Source organism: Pedobacter boryungensis, from assembly GCF_013204825.1.
In the GTDB taxonomy this organism is placed as follows: Bacteria; Bacteroidota; Bacteroidia; order Sphingobacteriales; family Sphingobacteriaceae; genus Pedobacter; species Pedobacter boryungensis.
Window position 1 is genome coordinate 101465 of sequence record NZ_JABMKV010000004.1, and the last position, 19025, is coordinate 120489.

The 19025-nt window shown below is 33.5% G+C and carries 17 protein-coding genes; 11 read left to right on the top strand and 6 right to left on the bottom strand.

Annotated elements, in window-relative coordinates; translation table 11 throughout:
* Positions 1–53: 53 nt before the first annotated feature.
* Entirely contained in the window at positions 54–980 is a 927-nt protein-coding gene (locus HQN85_RS14845; protein WP_173273707.1) for a ketopantoate reductase family protein, read from the top strand.
* Here the strand turns inward: HQN85_RS14845 and HQN85_RS14850 are convergent, their stop codons facing one another.
* Positions 981–2033, bottom strand: a complete 1053-nt coding sequence (locus tag HQN85_RS14850) for a DNA topoisomerase IB (protein ID WP_173273709.1) — start codon at positions 2031–2033, stop codon at positions 981–983.
* 71 nt (positions 2034–2104) lie between these two features.
* Here HQN85_RS14850 and fmt point away from each other — a divergent pair, with 71 nt between their 5' ends.
* On the top strand, positions 2105–3013 hold the full coding sequence (gene fmt / locus HQN85_RS14855) for a methionyl-tRNA formyltransferase (protein ID WP_173273711.1): 909 nt from the start codon (positions 2105–2107) through the stop codon (positions 3011–3013).
* A gap of 206 nt (positions 3014–3219) precedes the next feature.
* On the opposite strand, the gene HQN85_RS14860 is transcribed toward fmt, so the two are convergent.
* Both HQN85_RS14860 and HQN85_RS14865 read right to left on the bottom strand, forming a co-directional pair.
* Complete coding sequence (locus HQN85_RS14860; RefSeq protein WP_173273713.1) at positions 3220–4059, bottom strand: aminotransferase class IV; 840 nt, start codon at positions 4057–4059, stop codon at positions 3220–3222.
* A 4-nt stretch (positions 4060–4063) separates the two neighbouring features.
* Complete coding sequence (locus HQN85_RS14865) at positions 4064–5092, bottom strand: RluA family pseudouridine synthase (RefSeq protein WP_173273715.1); 1029 nt, start codon at positions 5090–5092, stop codon at positions 4064–4066.
* A 192-nt stretch (positions 5093–5284) separates the two neighbouring features.
* Here HQN85_RS14865 and HQN85_RS14870 point away from each other — a divergent pair, with 192 nt between their 5' ends.
* The 5 genes from HQN85_RS14870 (at position 5285) to HQN85_RS14890 (ending at position 10561) form a co-directional block, all read left to right on the top strand.
* On the top strand, positions 5285–6316 hold the full coding sequence (locus HQN85_RS14870; RefSeq protein ID WP_173273717.1) for a DUF6588 family protein: 1032 nt from the start codon (positions 5285–5287) through the stop codon (positions 6314–6316).
* 53 nt (positions 6317–6369) lie between these two features.
* The gene (locus HQN85_RS14875; RefSeq protein ID WP_173273719.1) at positions 6370–7242 is read left to right on the top strand and encodes a 1-aminocyclopropane-1-carboxylate deaminase/D-cysteine desulfhydrase; all 873 of its coding nucleotides are present in this window, start codon (positions 6370–6372) and stop codon (positions 7240–7242) included.
* Positions 7243–7307: 65 nt separating this feature from the next.
* Complete coding sequence (locus tag HQN85_RS14880; RefSeq protein WP_173273721.1) at positions 7308–8456, top strand: serine hydrolase domain-containing protein; 1149 nt, start codon at positions 7308–7310, stop codon at positions 8454–8456.
* A 247-nt stretch (positions 8457–8703) separates the two neighbouring features.
* On the top strand, positions 8704–10035 hold the full coding sequence (lat, locus tag HQN85_RS14885; RefSeq protein WP_173273723.1) for an L-lysine 6-transaminase: 1332 nt from the start codon (positions 8704–8706) through the stop codon (positions 10033–10035).
* Between the two features lie 127 nt (positions 10036–10162).
* Positions 10163–10561 carry a hypothetical protein gene (locus HQN85_RS14890; RefSeq protein ID WP_173273725.1) on the top strand — a complete coding sequence of 133 codons (399 nt, stop codon included), beginning with the start codon at positions 10163–10165 and terminating at the stop codon, positions 10559–10561.
* Between the two features lie 13 nt (positions 10562–10574).
* Here HQN85_RS14890 and bshB1 read toward each other — a convergent pair whose 3' ends face one another.
* From bshB1 to HQN85_RS14905, 3 genes are read right to left on the bottom strand one after another with little or no spacing between them, the layout of a single operon-like run.
* The gene (bshB1, locus tag HQN85_RS14895; RefSeq protein WP_173273727.1) at positions 10575–11291 is read right to left on the bottom strand and encodes a bacillithiol biosynthesis deacetylase BshB1; all 717 of its coding nucleotides are present in this window, start codon (positions 11289–11291) and stop codon (positions 10575–10577) included.
* Between the two features lie 4 nt (positions 11292–11295).
* Positions 11296–11799 carry a glutathione peroxidase gene (locus tag HQN85_RS14900; RefSeq protein WP_173273729.1) on the bottom strand — a complete coding sequence of 168 codons (504 nt, stop codon included), beginning with the start codon at positions 11797–11799 and terminating at the stop codon, positions 11296–11298.
* 6 nt (positions 11800–11805) lie between these two features.
* Positions 11806–12387, bottom strand: a complete 582-nt coding sequence (locus HQN85_RS14905; protein ID WP_246249839.1) for a DUF4294 domain-containing protein — start codon at positions 12385–12387, stop codon at positions 11806–11808.
* 145 nt (positions 12388–12532) lie between these two features.
* Here HQN85_RS14905 and HQN85_RS14910 point away from each other — a divergent pair, with 145 nt between their 5' ends.
* The 4 genes from HQN85_RS14910 (at position 12533) to HQN85_RS14925 (ending at position 18978) form a co-directional block, all read left to right on the top strand.
* Positions 12533–14746 (top strand): RelA/SpoT family protein, encoded by a 2214-nt coding sequence (locus tag HQN85_RS14910; protein WP_173273733.1) that lies wholly within the window; start codon positions 12533–12535, stop codon positions 14744–14746.
* 162 nt (positions 14747–14908) lie between these two features.
* Positions 14909–15397: a Fur family transcriptional regulator gene (locus HQN85_RS14915; RefSeq protein WP_173273735.1), complete on the top strand. Its 489-nt coding sequence runs from the start codon at positions 14909–14911 to the stop codon at positions 15395–15397.
* Between the two features lie 40 nt (positions 15398–15437).
* Complete coding sequence (locus HQN85_RS14920) at positions 15438–16715, top strand: adenylosuccinate synthase (protein ID WP_173273737.1); 1278 nt, start codon at positions 15438–15440, stop codon at positions 16713–16715.
* A 139-nt stretch (positions 16716–16854) separates the two neighbouring features.
* The gene (locus HQN85_RS14925; RefSeq protein ID WP_173273739.1) at positions 16855–18978 is read left to right on the top strand and encodes a response regulator; all 2124 of its coding nucleotides are present in this window, start codon (positions 16855–16857) and stop codon (positions 18976–18978) included.
* Positions 18979–19025 lie beyond the last annotated feature (47 nt).

The following is a 19025-nucleotide window of genomic DNA, read 5'->3' on the forward strand; positions in this document are numbered from 1 at the left end:
AATGACGATATTCGTAAGAAACCAACTGAAAACTTAACAAACTCCTATTAAAAATGATTCATAAAACAAAGATCGTAATTGCTGGTATTGGTGGAGTTGGAGGTTATTTTGGCGGTTTGTTAGCAAGAGCCTACGCAGGGAACGATGATATTGAGGTACATTTTATTGCAAGAGGAGAACATTTAAAAGCAATTAAAGCAAATGGCTTAAACGTTATTAAAGGGGACATTGATTTTATTGCAACACCTTTTTTAGCGACAGATGATGCAAGGGAAATTGGCATTGCCGATTATATTATTATCTGTACAAAAAGTTATGATTTAACAGCAATGTTAGATCAATTGAAACCATGCATCGGTACAGAAACAGTACTACTTCCTTTATTAAACGGAGTTGAAGCCGTAGAAAAGATAAGAGCACAATTTCCAAATCATCTTGTTCCAGCAGGCTGTGCCTACATTGTTTCTGCAATAAAAGAGCCTGGTGTAGTAGAAAACATGGGCAATAGGCAAGAAATTTACTTCGGGCTTGATGCAGAAAGCGATGAAAGGTTATCGAAACTGGAAGATTTGTTTAAAGCCGCAGGTGTTGAAGCTACTTTATCTGAGGAGATATCTCAACTCATTTGGCAAAAATTCATTTTCTTATCTTGTATAGCTACAGCAACATCTTTTTATGAAAAACCTGTTGGTCAGTTATTAAAAGAAAATAGTGCTGAACTTCGAACCTTCATTGATGAAACATCTGCCTTAGCTAAAGCGAAAAACATAGAGGTTGATCCAAGTACGGCAGATAAAGCAATGGCTCATTACGAGTCACTTCCTTTTGCCACTACCTCTTCTATGCAAAGAGATTTTCAATTTAAGCGTAAAAACACCGAGTTAGAATCCATTACTGGATATGTGGTAAGACAGGGAAAAGACTTGGGTATACCTACACCCCATTTTGAAGCAGCGTACCAAGAGCTATTAATAAGATAATTATTTTTTGGCGGAGGCTTTCGCCTGTTTCAAGAACTGCATTAACACTTTCTCATCATTGGCCATTGCAGTCGGGCTATCTGGTTTAACCGTATTTATTTTCTTTAAATACTTCTGTAAGCCTTCGTTTTCAAAAGTTTCTAACAGTAATGGATAAACGTAAGAGCTTTTACAAACAGCTCTGGTATTGCCTAGTTTACTGGCTACGCAATCTAAAACTTCTACAATTGCTTTCTTTTTAGGCAGATCAGGAGTTTTAACTGTACAACTTGCTAATTGTCTCAAAGCTTCTAAAGTGCCTCCCCAGGTTCTAAAATCTTTGGCAGTAAAATCGCTTCCTGTAATTTCTCTTATATAATTGTTAATCATGCCAGAATCTACCGATTTATGGGCTTTGCCTGTAGTATAAAATTGAAATAACTCTTGTCCTGGAATGTCTTTACATTTCTTTACCAACTGAGCCAAGCTTTTATCATTCAATTGCACTTCTTGCTTTACCCCTTTTTTGCCTACAAAGCTTAAAGTAGATTTACTTCCGTTTTCTTTAAAATGATTATCCTTTAAGGTGCTCAATCCGTAACTGCCGTATGCCTTTTTATAACTTTCGTTGCCAATTCTAATTAAGGTTTTCTGCATTACTTGCAAGCATATGGCTAGCACCTTTCGCTCGTCGAAATTTTTTCTTCTTAAGTCCTTTGCAATGTGCTTACGGGCATTAGTTAAAGCCTTACCAAATTCTAAAAGTCTAAAATATTTATGGTCAGACCTTCTAGATGTCCAATCGGTATGGTAACGATATTGTTTTCTGCCCGCAGCATCAATCCCTATCGCTTGTAAATAACCGTTCTTTTTAGGCGAAATCCAAACATCTGTCCATGCCGGAGGGAGTACCAACTTCTTTATTCTTTCTAAATCGGCTTCATTTTTTATCCGCTCACCCTTTTTATTTACATAATAAAAATGCCCAGGTTTCCCTTTTCTATAAATACCTGGTTGTGCCGGATGCACATAAACAAGGCTACTAGAATCAATCACTTCGGAAGTTGGAACCATAAAGTAGAAAAAATAATGAGTGAAATTTTTAGTTATTTTGTAATTGTAAAACAACCATTAAACAAATAGTGATGAAGATAGTTTTTATGGGTACGCCCGATTTTGCCGTTGCCTCTCTAAATGCTTTACAACAAGCTGGTTTTGATATTGTTGGTGTAGTTACCGCAGCAGACAAACCTGCAGGTCGTGGACAAAAATTAAACGAGAGTGCGGTAAAAAAGTATGCCCTTGAAAACAATTTAAGAGTTTTGCAGCCCTTAAAATTAAAGGATCCTTTGTTTATCGAAGAGTTAATATCTTTAAATGCCGATTTATTTGTGGTGGTTGCCTTTAGAATGTTGCCGGAAATTGTTTGGAACATGCCTCCAAAGGGCACCATCAATCTACACGGCTCTTTATTACCTCAATACCGTGGAGCTGCACCTATTAATCATGTCATCATTAACGGCGAAAAAGAAAGTGGCGTAACAACTTTCTTTTTAAAACAAGAAATTGACACAGGCGATATCATTTTTTCGGATGCTGTAGACATTACAGACGATGAGACTGCTGGTAGTTTGCATGATAAGTTAATGGTGGTTGGTGCAAATTTATTAGTTAAAACAGTTAAAGCCATCGAGGCTGATGATTATAATGAGGTGCCACAACCGCAAAGCGATGAATTAAAATCTGCACCGAAAATATTTAAAGATTTTTGCAAGGTAGATTGGAACCAACCAAGTCAAACGGTATATAATCATATTCGTGGATTAAGTCCATACCCTACTGCATTTACTACTTTCAATGATAAAACTTTAAAAATTTTTAGCGCAGTCTTAGAAGATAAAGAACCTGCTATTTCTACCGGGGCCTTTTTAACAGATGGAAAAACATATTTAAAGTTTGCTACGAAAGACGGCTTTATATCTCTAACCGATGTCCAATACGAGGGTAAAAAACGAATGTTGATTGATGAGTTTTTAAGAGGGATGAGATTGTAAGTAACTCGAGTTTTAGATACTAAAAATTGATTGTAAGTTATTGTAGTTAGACTTTAAAAACAATAAGAAAGTGGGTGTCATTGCGAGGCACGAAGCAATCTTAAAGCGATAAAATTGTCTACAGGTGTTGTAAGATTGCTTCGTTCCTCGCAATGACGTAGTTACTACATGAGAGCTTAGCTATTTAGTTTACTTCCTAGCTTTCCTTACACCAACGCATTTAACTTAGCACTCAAATCTTTAGCTACCTCATTAAAGTAACGCTTTTTGCCATAACCCATTACCCACCTAATTCCCCCACTTGCATTAGTCACAAAAACTTCTTCTGCTTCGTTTAAAATTTCAGGACTTATCTGTGCTTCAATGAGTGGTAAATTATTGGTTTTAGCGAGCTGTAAAACAACACTTCGCATTACTCCAGCTACACAGCCTTCTGAAAGCGCAGGTGTATAAATTTGTTTTTGATAAACTACAAATACATTTGAACTTGTACTTTCACACAAAAAACCATGTTGGTTTAAAATCAATGCCTCATCTAATCGATGTTGCTTTTGAAATAATCCTGCCATTACATACAAGAGGGCATTGCTCGTTTTGTAATTGGATAATTTATTAATGGATTTAGTTATTTCATCGTACACATCTATAATTAAACCTTTTTTGTTGAGTTCGTAATGTGTTTGTTCTAACGGAATTGCTTCTAGTAAATATCCTGCTTTATTAATTGAGGGTGTGTATAAACCTTCTCCATCTCTATAAATTGTAAGACGAAAACGAACATTACCATTAAACTTGTTCTTTTTAAGGAGCTCTGCGGTTTTTTGTCGAAGGAAATATTCATCTAACAATGCGTAACCATCCATCTTCAACGCTTTCATCCCTGCTCTTAAACGATCTGCGTGTTGCTCTGCAAATTGTAGTTTACCATTACACATGCGCATCGATTCGAATAGCCCATCACCAAATTTAAATCCGCGATTACTGGATTTTATAATCGCATGATCTGCGGCAAAAAATTCATCGTTAAATAAAATATAATGCGACATACATTTATTGTGGTTGTAGTGAATAATTTCGCCATTTTAGTAAAACAGCTTTAAAATCTGCCGGCAATGGTGCTTCAAACTCCATGTACTTTTTTGTAGTTGGATGAATAAACCCTAAAGTTTGTGCATGTAAAGCCTGGCGAGGCATTATTTCGAAACAATTGCTCACAAATTGTTTGTATTTAGTAAACGTTGTACCCTTTAAAATCTTATCGCCACCATAATTTGCATCGCTAAACAATGGATGCCCTATATGTTTCATATGTGCTCTAATTTGATGCGTACGACCTGTTTCTAATTGACAACTTACTAAAGTTACATAACCTAATCGTTCTAAAACCGAATAATTAGTAACCGACCATTTGCCTTTTTCTTCATCATCATATACATCCATTACAATGCGATTTTTTAAACTTCGACCAATGTATCCCTCTATCCTACCTTCTTTTTCTATATCGCCCCAAGCTAAGGCAATGTATTTCCTGGTAATACTATGATCAAAAAACTGCTTAGCCAATTTAGTCATAGTAATTTCGTTTTTACTAATCAGTAGTAGTCCAGATGTATCTTTATCTATACGGTGTACTAAACCTGGTCTACCATCGTTTCCTGGCAATGTTGGCAACTGCTCAAAATGATAAGCTAAGGCATTAACCAAGGTCCCTGTATAATTATTAAATCCTGGATGTACAACCATTCCCGCAGGTTTGTTTACTACCAATAGATCGGCATCTTCATAAACGATATCAATTGGAATGTTTTCCGGATAAACTTCTGTATCGCGTGGCGGATGTGCAAACACAATCGAAATTTCATCAAAAGGTTTTACTTTATAACTCGATTTTACAGTTTTCTTATTAACCAGTACATTTCCTGCATCAATTGCATTTTGAATTCTATTACGTGATGCATTTTCTAAACGGTGCATCAAAAACTTGTCAATACGTAGTAAAGACTGTCCTTTATCGACAACAATATTAAAATGCTCAAATAAATCTTGTTCTTCCTCTTGCTCTATAATATTGTTTTCCATGCTGCAAAAATAGGATTAACAATTTGATAATTTTAAAAAAAACATCTTGGCTTGTTTTTTGTTAAGGAGAACGTAATAAACCTTATGCCTATGAAAGCTTTTACTGAAAATGTCAAAATAGTACTTAATTTTTTTCCTTATCTGATGAGAAAGATTTACTTTCGTGATTGAAAATCAAACAGATAACAAAAAATGAAAAACAAATTAACTGCGCTTAAATCTTTATTGATTGTAAGCGCTTTTTTATTGCCATTAAATTTATTGGCACAAGAAGATGTAGGAGACCTATTTAAAGCGAGTCCTGCAGATGCTACAAAACTTGTAGATGCGTATATTAATCCTCTTTTTAAAGGATTAGGTGTAGGCTTAAACTCAGGATGGAATACATCCGCTAAAACAAAAGGCTTTTTAAGATTCGATTTACGGATTACCGGTACGTTAGCCTTTGTACCAAAATCAGATCAAACTTACAACACAAATAACTTAGGCTTACAAAACGTTAGTCCTGCCACAGGCTCAAATGGAATAGGTCCAACTGCTTTTGGTGATGACAATGATGGTGCTTTAATGAAATTTAATGCTGATCCTACTAAAACGTTTAGATTACCACAAGGAACAGGTATTCATTTCGTTCCTTCTCCTCAAGTACAATTAACTGTAGGCTTACCAAAAAACATCGATGTTTCTTTACGTTTAGTTCCTAATGTTAAATTAGGTGAAGATGCAGGATCGATTAATATGTTTGGTGTGGGTGCTAAGGTTGAAGTATTACCATTAATTATGGGCAAAAAGGACAAACTATTACCTTTTGATTTAGCTGTTGCTTTAGGATTAACTAGATTAAATTATAACTTACCATTGGATATTAATAATGGCAAATATGCCAATCAGAAAGTTGACATTAAAATAAATGGCTTTAGTGCGGACGCGATTATATCTAAGAACCTATTGTTTTTTACACCTTTTGCTAGTGTTGGTTTCAATACTTCTAAATCTAATTTGAGTGCGCTAGGCACATATGATTTCGATGCGCCAACAATTGCAAATCCAAATGGAACGCAAACCTATACAGATCCAGTAGTTATTAAAAATAATGATATTAGTGGCTTAAAAGCATCAGTAGGCTTTCAGTTAAAACTATCATTCTTTAAAATATATGCTTCTTATACTCAAGCACAATACAGCTATGTAAATGGTGGTATTGGCTTCGGATTTGGCAAATAAAATTTTTAATCATCAACATAAAAGCTTCTCTTTGGGGAAGCTTTTTTTATTTAATGCAAATCTATAGCCCAGTACAACAACTTAATTTTAACTCGTTAAACTCAGTTTATGTTAAGCGAGATGATTTGATTGACCCTTACATTTCGGGCAATAAATGGCGTAAGCTCAAATACATATTACAAGATGTATCATTAAAAGAGAAAAAGCACCTTGTTACTTTTGGTGGGGCATATTCTAACCATTTAGTAGCTACCGCAGCGGCCGCAGCAAGAGCCGGATTAAAGGCTACTGCATTTGTACGTGGTGAACAGGTTGAAAATGAAATGTTGCTATTGTGCAAATTATTTGGAATGCAGCTTATTTTCACCGATCGGGAAAGTTACAAGGATAAACAACAACTCTTTACCTCCTACTTTGGCAATGATGAACAAGCTTATTTTATTGATGAAGGAGGCGCAAGCGCAGCAGCTGTAAAAGGTTGTGCTGAGATTATAACTGAGTTAACTGAAAACTTTGATTACATTTTTATTGCCGCTGGTACAGGAACAACAGCTGCCGGATTATTAAAAGGTATTAACCAACAAAAACTGTCTACTCAACTTCATGTAATACCTGTTTTAAAAGGCGGGGGTTTTATTAAGGAAGAAGTAAGTCAGTATGAAAATGATTTAAGCAATTTACATTTACACACTGATTATCATTTCGGCGGATACGCTAAAACAACTCCAGAACTACTACATTTCATGAAAACCTTTATTGCCGAAACAGGTATGCTGATTGATCCTGTGTATACTGGCAAACTCTTTTTTGCTATTTATGATTTAGCACTTAAAAATTACTTCAATAAAGATGCTAAAATTCTGGCGATACATACTGGAGGTTTGCTTGGCATTTTAGGAATGAAAGAACGATTTTTTAAGATATGAGAAAGTTAAGCCTACTTGCATTGAAAAAATTATATCGTTAAGTTTAAAAATAAAATACTAGCATCATGACTTCATTTATCTCGCTTAAAAAAGCTTTTTCCATTTCATTCTTCTTATTATTTGCAATCCATTCTTTTAGTCAGAATGCTAAAGTAGATTCTGAAATGCAGGACTTAGTCAAAAAAGCAAATGCTGTAGGAGTAGCAGTAGCTGTTGTTAAAGATGGTCAACTCATTTATGCTCATTCTTACGGATTAAAAGACCAGGAGAAAAATATTCCTTTAAAAAATGATGATATATTCAGAATAGCCTCAATTTCCAAATCATTTTCGGCTACAGCAATTATGCAGTTGATTGAAGCAAAGAAAATGTCGTTAACAGATGACTTCAGTAAATTAGTAGGATTTAAGGTTAGAAACCCCAAATATCCAGAAACCATTATTACCTTGAAGATGGTACTTTCTCATACCTCAAGTATTAATGATAGTCAGGGTTATTTCAATCTAGATGTAATCAATCCTGATAAAGGGAAAAACTGGCAAAAGTGTTATAACGACTACGAGCCTGGAAAAGGCTATATGTATTGCAATTTGAATTTTAATATGGTAGGCACTGTAATAGAAAAGACATCAGGAGAGCGATTTGATAGTTACATTAAGAACCATATTTTAAATCCATTAGGTTTATATGGGGGCTATTGGGTTGATGCCTTAGACTCTAACCGCTTTGTCACGTTATATGAATATAATAATGAACTAAAAAAACTCACCCCTAGTCCTTCTGCTTATGTTGCACGAACAGAAGAGATTAAAAATTATATAATGGGTTATAGTACACCTTTGTTTTCGCCAACTGGCGGAATGAAGATTTCTGCAACAGATCTTGCTAAGTATATGACCATGCATATGAATTATGGAAAATATAATGGACAACGGATCATTTCTAAAAAACATTCAAAATTAATGCAGACAAAGGTTTCAGAAGAAGAGAGTTATGGATTGGCTTTGAGAGCTGATAGTACTTTTGTACCAGGAAAAATGCTGAAAGGGCATACTGGGTCTGCGTATGGATTGTTCAGTTCTATGTTTTTCGATCCTAAAGAGAAATTTGGCATTGTGGTGATCACCAATGGATGTGATCCAAAATATACTGGCGGAAAAAACGACATACGTAAGTTGAGTTCAACGCTGTTATATAATGCCTTAATTAAATAGATTGGCTTATCAATTCTATAGTGATTCGTATAGGACAAACGCATCATAAAAAAGTGCTTTTTGATACTTTGAAACTTTGGTGAAATTAAATTTTGCCAAAGTTTTTTGTTAAAGTCGGTTAAATTTTTCTCAAAAACATACTTTAAATCGTTTAAACCTATATTTTGTTAATTTCCTTAAAATAGTGCTTAATTTTGATAATTAGGGGCTTTTTGCTACTTTTGAAGATACCAAAACTATAAATTTTATGTATCAACTTAGTGTAGCACCAGATCAAGTAAATCAAACTTTACAGCAACATATTTTAGCTGATGGTTTTGACCTAACTTATGATATGGAGAAAAGTAATGGCGCTTATATTTACGACTCAAAATACAACCGTAGATTATTAGATTTCTTTACCTGTTTTGCTTCAGTTCCATTGGGCTACAACCACCCAAAAATGATTAATGACGAAAGCTTTAAACACAATTTGCTTTTGGCAGCAATGGCAAACCCTTCTAATTCAGATGTATATACTCAACAATATGCAGAGTTTGTAAAAACATTTGGAGAGGTTGGCATTCCAGATTATTTACCGCATGCTTTTTTTATTGCAGGTGGAGCTTTAGCTGTAGAAAATGCGATTAAAGTTGCCATGGACTGGAAGGTTCAAAAAAACTTTGCTAAAGGTTACAAAGAAGAAAAAGGGTTTAAAGTATTACACTTCGAAAAGGCTTTTCATGGTCGTACGGGTTATACCTTAAGTTTAACAAACACATTACCAGATAAAACTAAATGGTTTGCTAAGTTCGATTGGCCTAGAGTTTCGGTTCCTCAGGTAAAATTTCCTTTGGTTGATGAAAATTTAAAAACTGCAATAGAAACAGAAGAAGCTTCAATTGCTCAAATTAAACAAGCTTTTGCTACGAATAAAGATGAAATTTGTGCCATAATAGTTGAACCTATTCAATCTGAGGGGGGCGATAATCATTTACGCGAAGAGTTTCTAATTCAACTTCGCCAACTGGCAGATGAAAATGAGGCATTTTTGATTTATGATGAAGTACAAACTGGCGTAGGTTTAACTGGCAAGTTTTGGTGCCACCAACATTTCAGCGAGCAAGCTCGTCCAGATATTGTTGCATTTGGTAAAAAAATGCAGGTTTGCGGAATTTTAGTAGGCAAAAAAGTAGAAGAAGTAGAAGGAAATGTATTTAATGTTCCATCTCGTATTAACTCTACCTGGGGTGGTAACTTAGTAGATATGGTTCGTTCTACTCAAATTCTAAATATTGTACGTGAAGATCAACTTTGTCAGAATGCTGCAGAAGTGGGAGAATATCTAAAACAACAGATTACTCAACTCGCAACAAAATATAGCAAAATGAGCAATATTCGTGGTCGTGGTTTACTATGTGCCTTCGATTTCCCAACAAAAGATATGCGTAATTCATTTATTCAAAAAGGAATTGAACATAATGTGATGTTTTTAGGGTGTGGAAACCAAACTATTCGTTTCCGTCCTGCTTTGTGTATTGAGAAAAAACATATTGATGAAGGAATTGAAGCAATGGAAAAGATTTTACCAAATCTTTAAATAAAAAAACATACAATAGACCTGCTTAACCAACATTAAGCAGGTTTTATTTTTTAAAGCGGTTTTATAACTTAAGATAGACTTTAAATTGATTGATAAATTTAACTTGCAGCCTTTACTTTATACAATGAAAAAGCAAAGTATATTTTTGATAGTTATTGTTTTAATTGTTTTAGGATGGATTCTGAAAGACACTTTCTCGCAATTAAGCATTGAAGATTTAAAAGGTGGTTTTACAGAAGTGGCCTCTTATAGAAATGAAAATAACACTGGTCCAGTTCAACGTATATATGCAGTTACTGTAAAAGATACAGTTAAAGCTCAACTTATTGATTATGGAAACCTTAAGCCACATACCAAATATGGCAACACAAAGGTTTATTTCTTTTTAGAAGGGAGTAACGTTCCTTCAACCTTAACGCCAGGAGATGTGAATTTTGATTCTAAATATAATTCTTCATGCTTTGCGCTATATGAGAAAAGTGCAATGGGAAACTTTGGATTAATTAGAAATCCCTTTAAATAAACCTAATTTGTTTCTATTTAAGATCAAATAGATTTTCTACCCCTAAAAGTTTTCTACAAGTAAAGCCTTCGCCATATTTAGCGCCAATGTTTTTACCGAATTCCATTGCTCTACCAAATACTGCTTCTAAAAATTCTGGCGATGAGATATACGTTTGTGGGGCATGCTTGTCTGAGCTATCAAATTGCGTTTTAAAAGCTCTAATTGCTTTTTCCTTTTGATCCATAAACTCAGTAATGTCAACAATAATATCTGGTTTTATGTATCTATCTTGTATGTATTGCAAAACTAACCTAGGTCTCCACGCCTCTTGAGCAACTCCATCAAGTTCAGTTTCAATTTTGATTAATCCTGATAAAAAGATAGCGTCATTTGTTAAATCTCCTGCTCTACCGTGGTCTGGGTGACGATCATGTAAAGCATTTGTTAAAATGATTTCTGGTTGATATTTGCGTACCATTTTGATGATTTCAAGCTGATGCGCTTCATCGTTCTTGAAAAAACCGTCTCTAAACCTTAGGTTTTCACGGGCATGCAATCCTAAAATCTTTGCAGAATTTGCAGCTTCTTCATCACGTGTTTCCGCGTTACCTCTTGTACCTAATTCACCACGTGTAAAATCAACAATCCCAACTTTTTTTCCTAAGGCAATATGTTTTAAAATAGTTCCAGAACAGCCTAATTCTGCATCATCAGGATGTACTGCAAAAACAAGTATATCTAATTTCATCTGTTTATTTTTCATCCAGCAAGTGCTGAATCCTTTTTTTAACTTTCGAGGAATTTGGCTTTGTAAACGAATAAAAATAATCTACTACTTCGCCATTTTTATTAATTAAGTATTTATGGAAATTCCATTTTGGAGAGGAATTAATATGCCCATTCAGTTTCTTTTCACTTAAAAACTTAAATAAAGGATGCGCTTCATTTCCTCTTACCATCACCTTTTCAAAAACAGGAAATTTAACCCCATAATTTACTTCGCAAAACTCATTAATAGCTGCACCGTCTAAAGGTTCTTGTCTGCCAAAATCATTTGATGGAAAACCTAAAACTTCAAAGCCTTGGTCTACATATTTATCTCTTAGCTCTTGTAATTCTTTTAATTGAGGAGTAAAACTACAACCAGAAGCTGTATTTACGACTAGAAGTACTTTTCCCTTATAATCAGACAAGGTTTTTTCCTTTCCACTTAATAATTTAGCTTTAAATGGATATATGGTTTGGGTTGAATTCATTTTTAATTATTGATAATAACCAGAATTGACAATGATAGATTCGATATCTCTGTCTTCAGTAGGATTGTAGGTGTTTTTTAAATTATGCCCAACTACCCTAGCTATTAATTGGTAGGAAAACGCTGCGAAACCTCCTTTTGTTTGCTTAACAATGTCATAAGTTGTACGACCCAGCTCACGATCTATCAATTTGGTTAAAATCTGCCCTTGAGTGATGGTCAGTTCTTTTATTTCGGTATTAAACATGTTTTTAATTTCATTATCACATTCCTTTACCAATCTTTTTTGATCTTTTTTATCTGAAACCGTTGCTAAATCGCTTTCTAGTTTTTCATACCTTCTTTTAGCATACAGTGCATAAGGCATTACTTTTAATACATTATATCTTAATCTATTAAAGGCTGCTTGTTCTGCTGCAGAATGCCATATTCTTTGACCATTTATTACGACTTCATTTAAGCCAATCCATGGTATCATGTAACCATTGTCATTTGTAGCAGCCACTCTAATTGTATCGTTTTTACCAAGTACAGGCCAAATAGCACCCGCATTGTTTTCTTGTGCTTTTACAGCATTAGAAGCAATCATGACAATAAATAGAATAAAGAGACGATAATATTTCATAAATTTATGCCTATACAAAGTTAAAGCTAATTTTATATATTCGTTTTACATACAATCGAATATAATCTTTTATAGCTTAAATTACTATAATTTTACCTAGAAAACACAAATGAAGAGCACTTTAGTGATTGATATTGAGGCGGAAAAGCAGGAAATCTTAAAAAGATACCGAGCACTTTTACGTGCTTCTAAATCTACATTACAAAAAGGAGATAAGAAAGAAATCAGAAAAGCATTCGAAATGGCGCTTGAAAGCCATAAAGATATGCGTCGAAAATCGGGGGAACCTTATATTTATCACCCTATAGCCGTTGCCCAAATTGCTGCAGAAGAAATTGGATTAGGAACGACATCTATCGTATGTGCTTTATTGCATGATGTTGTTGAGGATACAGATATTACATTAGATGATATTGAACGTGAGTTTGGAAAAAAAACCGCGAAGATTATTGATGGATTAACTAAAATTTCTGGAGTTTTCGATTACAATAGCTCATTACAGGCGGAGAATTTTAGAAAAATGCTCTTAACCTTAGCGGATGATGTTCGTGTAATTTTAATTAAACTTGCCGACCGCCTGCATAATATGCGTACAATGGATTTCATGCCAAGGCAAAAACAGCTTAAAATCGCTTCGGAAACCATCTATTTATACGCTCCTCTTGCTCACAGATTAGGTTTATATGCAATTAAATCTGAGTTGGAAGATTTATCGATGAAGTATCTTGAACCTGATACCTATAAATATATAGCAACCCAGCTGAACGAAAAAAAGGCAGAGCGAAATTTATTCATTAAAACATTTGTAGAACCTGTTAGTGAAATTTTAGCTGAGCAAGGGTTAGTGGCGAATATTTACGGTAGACCAAAATCTATCCATTCGATATGGAATAAAATGAAAAAGAAAAATATTCCTTTTGAAGAAGTGTATGATCTTTTTGCCATCCGAATTATTTTAGATAGCGCACCCGAACATGAAAAAGCAGATTGTTGGAAAGCATATTCTATTGTAACTGATTTATATCGTCCAAATCCAGATCGTTTACGCGATTGGGTTTCATCTCCAAAAGGAAATGGTTATGAATCATTACACACTACCGTAATGGGGCCAAAAGGACAATGGGTTGAGGTGCAAATTCGTACACAACGAATGAATGAAATTGCCGAAAAGGGTTTTGCTGCACATTGGAAATATAAAGAATCAAGTAATGATAATGGATTAGACCAATGGATTCAAAAAGTTAGAGAGATGCTAAGTAATCCTGAAGCTAATGCGCTTGACTTTTTAGATGATTTTAAAATGAACCTCTTTTCTGATGAGATTTTCATTTTTACGCCTAAGGGTGCTTTATTACAATTACCATTAGGCGCAACAGCTCTAGATTTTGCTTTTGAAATTCATACAGATGTTGGTGCAAGATGTATTGGGGCAAAGGTAAATCATAAATTAGTTCCCCTTTCTCATAAATTGCAAAATGGTGATCAGGTTGAAATTATTACCTCAAACAAGCAAGTTCCAAAAGAAGATTGGCTAAACATAGTAGTTACGGCGAAAGCTAAATCAAAAATCAAGTCATCTTTAAAAGAAGAAAAAAGGAAAATTGCCGAGAATGGAAAAGAAACGTTAGAACGTAAACTGAAATCTTTAAAAATCACCTACAATACCGATAATTTAAATAAACTCACTTATTTCTTTAAACTTCAATCTACGCAAGATCTTTTTATCGCAGTAGCTAATGGAAAAATTGAGTTGAAAGACTTGAAAGATTATCTATCTAGTGAGAAAGAGATTGAGAATCGTGGTAATGATTACAAAAATGATGGCAAACAGGTTGAAGCGTTATTAAATAAAGTTAAAGGACCAGAATCTGACATTTTGCTAATTGGCGAAGATTTACAAAAGATAGATTATACACTTGCCGCCTGTTGTAATCCAATTCCTGGAGATGATGTTTTTGGGTTTGTAACCGTAAATGAGGGCATTAAAATTCATCGCACCAATTGTCCTAATGCAGCACAACTAATGGCAAATTATGGGTACAGAATTGTGAAAGCGAAATGGAATGGGCAGCAAGAACTAACTTTTTTAACTGGCTTACATATTATTGGAATTGATGATGTAGGATTAATTAACAACATTACAAAAGTAATTTCTAATGATTTTAAGGTAAATATGAGATCGATTACAGTAGATACCAATGATGGAATTTTTGATGGGTCTATTATGATTTTTGTAAACGACAAGGAACATTTGGATAATTTGATTAAGAACTTATTAGAAGTAAAAGGCGTAACTGGAGTGACAAGATTTGATGCTCAATAAGCTGCCGTAAACCAAAAGTTTGGGAGATTACATTTAGTACATAGAAATGAACTAATTCCCAATGAATTAATTAACAATCTTTACATTGTGTTAATTATTAATCTGTGATATAACTTTAATCTGTGTAATCATTTATATACCTTTGACGAGGAGTTTAAAACTATGTCTGAACAGAATACTAGTGAGTTGGTTAGAAAAATATTTGAAGCCTATCTCGAAAATAAAAACTTAAGAAAAACCCCTGAGCGTTTCGCCATTTTAGAAGAAATTTATTCTAGAAATGATCATTTCGATGTAGAAACACTTTATATCCACATGAAAAACCAAAAGTATCGTGTAAGTAGAGCTACGGTTTACAATACACTCGAATTATTGGTATCATGCGATTTGGTTACTAAACATCAGTTTGGGAAAAACATGGCCCAATTCGAAAAATCTTATGGTTATCATCAACACGATCATGTTATTTGTATTGATTGTGGTAAAGTGGTAGAGTTCTGTGATCCACGCATTCACCAAATTCAAAGTATGGTTGGCGATTTATTAAAATTCGACATCAAACATCATTCTTTAAATTTATATGGTATTTGCTTCGATTGTAGTGCTGCAGCAACCATTAAAGCAACAGCTGCTCAAAAAAATGCAAACTAATTATTCAATTCATAACATTTCTATTTTTTAATTTAAAATAATGACGCAAGTAGACGTACTACTAGGCCTGCAATGGGGCGACGAGGGTAAAGGAAAAATTGTTGACGTTTTAAGTCCACAATATGATATGATAGCCCGTTTTCAAGGCGGCCCAAATGCTGGTCACACATTAGAGTTCGACGGTAAAAAATTTGTACTAAATACGATTCCTTCTGGAATTTTTAATGAAGGCATCATGAACCTTATTGGTAATGGTGTAGTAATTGACCCAATTATTTTAAAAAGAGAATTAGATAACCTGAAAAAAGCTGGACATGATCCAGTAGCTAGTGGCAAATTAGTAATTGCTCGTAAAGCACATTTAATTTTGCCAACACATCAATTATTAGATGCAGCAAATGAGCAAAAAATGGGTGCGGGTAAAATTGGATCAACTTTAAAAGGTATTGGCCCAACATATATGGATAAAACTGGACGTAATGGTTTACGTGTTGGCGATACAACCTTGCCAGATTTTAAAGCTCGCTACACTAAATTAGTAGAAAAGCATAAAGAAATTCTTTCGCATTACGAATTTGAATATGATTTAACTGAGAAAGAAGCTGCGTTTTTTGAAGCAATTGAATTTATTAAAAACATTCCTCATGTGGACAGCGAACACTTTGTTAATGACTATCTAAAAGCAGGAAAAAAAGTTTTAGCAGAAGGCGCACAAGGAACATTATTAGATGTTGATTTTGGGTCTTATCCTTTTGTAACTTCATCAAATACTACAACCGCAGGTGCTTGTACAGGTTTAGGTATTGCGCCTAATAAAGTTGGTGATGTTTTTGGGATTTTTAAAGCGTATTGTACACGCGTAGGTGGTGGTCCATTCCCTACAGAATTAGACAATGAAGTTGGTGAAAATTTACGTCAAATTGGTCATGAATTTGGTGCAACAACAGGTCGAGCTCGTCGTTGCGGATGGATTGACTTACCAGCATTAAAATATGCCATCATGCTAAATGGAGTAACAGAGTTGATTATGATGAAAGCAGATGTTTTAGATGGTTTCGATACTATTTATGCTTGCACTCATTACGAATACAATGGTGAAACAATAGACTACATGCCATATGATATTATCTCTATTCAACCAAAACCAGTTTTAAAAGCTATTGAAGGTTGGAAAACGGATTTAACAAAGATTACCTCAATTGATCAAGTTCCTAGCCAACTGGCCGATTATATTGCATTTTTAGAAAAAGAATTAGAAGTGCCAATTAAATATCTTTCTGTTGGACCAGATAGAACACAAACACTAACATTGAGATAATATAAAGTTCCTTTACAAAGCCCCTTGAATTAAATTCAAGGGGCTTTTTGGTTTATAATCTAAAAAAAAACTCCATTTATATATATTTAAGATATTATCTATTATATTTATTTTTTGAAGTCTAACCTAAACCGAATTAATGCGATTTTTCTCAAACCTGAATACCTATTATCGGCTACTCTTGTTGATAATAAGTACTACAGCATTATTTTTCTTACTCTTTTTATTTCTGTATTTCTATACTAAAAAACAAGAAAAAGAGGTCTATAAATCTGCTTACAAAGAATATCATAATGAAGCTAATTCAATTTTTGAGTTAAATTCAAAGCCGCATATTGCAGCTATTATAGATGTTACATTTTGGGATGAATTGGTAGAATTTACAAAAACCAAGAACGAAAAATGGTATAAGGATTATATTGAAAAGGAGTTTCCTACATACGAAGTAGACTACATAGGTGTTTTTAACTTAAAGCAAGAATTACTAAATAAAACTATATCTTCTAAATTAAAATCAGCTGATTTTATTCCAAAGCAGATTATGCCCACTCTTTATAAATCGAAATTAGTCCGATTTTACATGAAGGTGCCTGAAGGTGTTGTTGAAGTTTTTGGAGCAACAATACACCCATCAAATGATCCTAAAAAGAATAAATCAAAACCATCGGGTTATTTTTTTATGGCTCGACTTTTAAATCAAAATTTCATTCAAAATCTAGATAAAATATCTAGTTCAAAAATTAAAATAACTGGCACAAATTACGAGGTTCCAACAGACGTAAATTCCATTGAAGTCCTTTTAAGTTTAAAAGACTGGAAAAATGATACCATTGCTAATTTGAGTTTTGAAAGACCATTCAATTTAAATTTTTATAATACTAAAAAAATTCTCTTCATTATCATTATTGCTACAATTTTAAACTTCCTAATCTATTTTTATTACTACAGAAGATGGATTTATAAGCCGTTAAAATTGATTACTAGCACTTTAGAAAAAGAGAATGAAAATTCTATTGAGGGTTTAAAGAAGGCACATGGTGAGTTTAAAAATATTGGAAATCTCTTTGAAGAAAATACTAGACAAAAAAAACAACTAGAGATAGCTAAACAAAAGGCAGAAGAAAGCGATATGCTAAAGTCTGCATTCTTAGCAAATTTATCCCATGAAATTAGAACGCCAATGAATGCTATTATGGGATTTAGTGATTTACTGCACGATACTAGTTTAAGTCAGAAAGACAAAACAGATTATTTAAAAATAATTAGAAATAGTGGAAAGAATTTAATTTCAATTATAGAAGACTTAATCGAAATGTCTAAGATTGATTCAAAACAAATTGCCCCAAACTATCAACCACTAGATTTAAATAAATGCATTTCAGAATTACATCGTGCCATTAAAATAACAATTCCAGAGGAAAAAAATATTGAATTTTTAATTCATGAAAATTCAAAACCTTTAAAAAGAAAAATCCTTACTGATGAAATTAAACTAACTCAGATTGCTACAAACTTGATTACAAATGCAATTAAGTTTACTAAAAAAGGATATGTATCTATTGGTTATAAGATAAATGAAGAAGATAACCTTTTAGAAGTATGGGTTGAAGATACTGGCTTCGGTATTGATGAAAATAACTTAAAAATCATTTTTGATAGATTTAGGCGAGTTGAAAATGAGTTTTCAGTAGAAATATCTGGATTAGGTTTAGGCTTATCTATTACAAAAGCCTATGTAGAATTATTAGGTGGATGTATTAATGTGAAATCTACTCCCGGCATTGGCTCAACATTTTTAATTACCATTCCATTAATTTATGCTGAAGCAGAATTAGATATGGATTCTGAGAAAAGTAGTTTCAAATCAAGCCAAACTGATAGAGAAACAATTCTTATTGCAGAAGATGATGACATTAATTTCTTGTTGCTTGAAAAAATACTGCAATTAAAGAATTATAAGATTTTACGAGCAGTAAATGGAAAAGAAGCTGTCGAAATTTGCGAAAATAATTCTAATATTGATTTAGTCTTTATGGATATTAAAATGCCGATTATGAATGGATTTGAAGCATTTGACTTAATAAGACAGTTTAATAAAAATCTGCCTATAATCGCAAATACTGCTTATTCTTCTTTTGAAGATAAAGAGAAAATTCTAAAAGCAGGGTTTACAAATTACATTTCGAAACCCTTAGATAAGAACGAAATATTTAATTTATTAAATTCTATCCTGCAATTAAATAATTCCTTAAATTCATTCTAAAGTTTAAATTAAATTCTTTTTAGCCTTTAGCTATTCATATTTAGTTA

Bases quoted from the DNA above. Each gene is read 5' to 3' on its own strand.
- HQN85_RS14845 (WP_173273707.1), top strand. From the start codon at position 54: ATGATTCATAAAACAAAGATCGTAATTGCTGGTATTGGTGGAGTTGGA.
- HQN85_RS14850 (WP_173273709.1), bottom strand. From the start codon at position 2,033: ATGGTTCCAACTTCCGAAGTGATTGATTCTAGTAGCCTTGTTTATGTG.
- fmt (WP_173273711.1), top strand. From the start codon at position 2,105: ATGAAGATAGTTTTTATGGGTACGCCCGATTTTGCCGTTGCCTCTCTA.
- HQN85_RS14860 (WP_173273713.1), bottom strand. From the start codon at position 4,059: ATGTCGCATTATATTTTATTTAACGATGAATTTTTTGCCGCAGATCAT.
- HQN85_RS14865 (WP_173273715.1), bottom strand. From the start codon at position 5,092: ATGGAAAACAATATTATAGAGCAAGAGGAAGAACAAGATTTATTTGAG.
- HQN85_RS14870 (WP_173273717.1), top strand. From the start codon at position 5,285: ATGAAAAACAAATTAACTGCGCTTAAATCTTTATTGATTGTAAGCGCT.
- HQN85_RS14875 (WP_173273719.1), top strand. From the start codon at position 6,370: ATGCAAATCTATAGCCCAGTACAACAACTTAATTTTAACTCGTTAAAC.
- HQN85_RS14880 (WP_173273721.1), top strand. From the start codon at position 7,308: ATGACTTCATTTATCTCGCTTAAAAAAGCTTTTTCCATTTCATTCTTC.
- lat (WP_173273723.1), top strand. From the start codon at position 8,704: ATGTATCAACTTAGTGTAGCACCAGATCAAGTAAATCAAACTTTACAG.
- HQN85_RS14890 (WP_173273725.1), top strand. From the start codon at position 10,163: ATGAAAAAGCAAAGTATATTTTTGATAGTTATTGTTTTAATTGTTTTA.
- bshB1 (WP_173273727.1), bottom strand. From the start codon at position 11,291: ATGAAATTAGATATACTTGTTTTTGCAGTACATCCTGATGATGCAGAA.
- HQN85_RS14900 (WP_173273729.1), bottom strand. From the start codon at position 11,799: ATGAATTCAACCCAAACCATATATCCATTTAAAGCTAAATTATTAAGT.
- HQN85_RS14905 (WP_246249839.1), bottom strand. From the start codon at position 12,387: ATGATTGCTTCTAATGCTGTAAAAGCACAAGAAAACAATGCGGGTGCT.
- HQN85_RS14910 (WP_173273733.1), top strand. From the start codon at position 12,533: ATGAAGAGCACTTTAGTGATTGATATTGAGGCGGAAAAGCAGGAAATC.
- HQN85_RS14915 (WP_173273735.1), top strand. From the start codon at position 14,909: ATGTCTGAACAGAATACTAGTGAGTTGGTTAGAAAAATATTTGAAGCC.
- HQN85_RS14920 (WP_173273737.1), top strand. From the start codon at position 15,438: ATGACGCAAGTAGACGTACTACTAGGCCTGCAATGGGGCGACGAGGGT.
- HQN85_RS14925 (WP_173273739.1), top strand. From the start codon at position 16,855: ATGCGATTTTTCTCAAACCTGAATACCTATTATCGGCTACTCTTGTTG.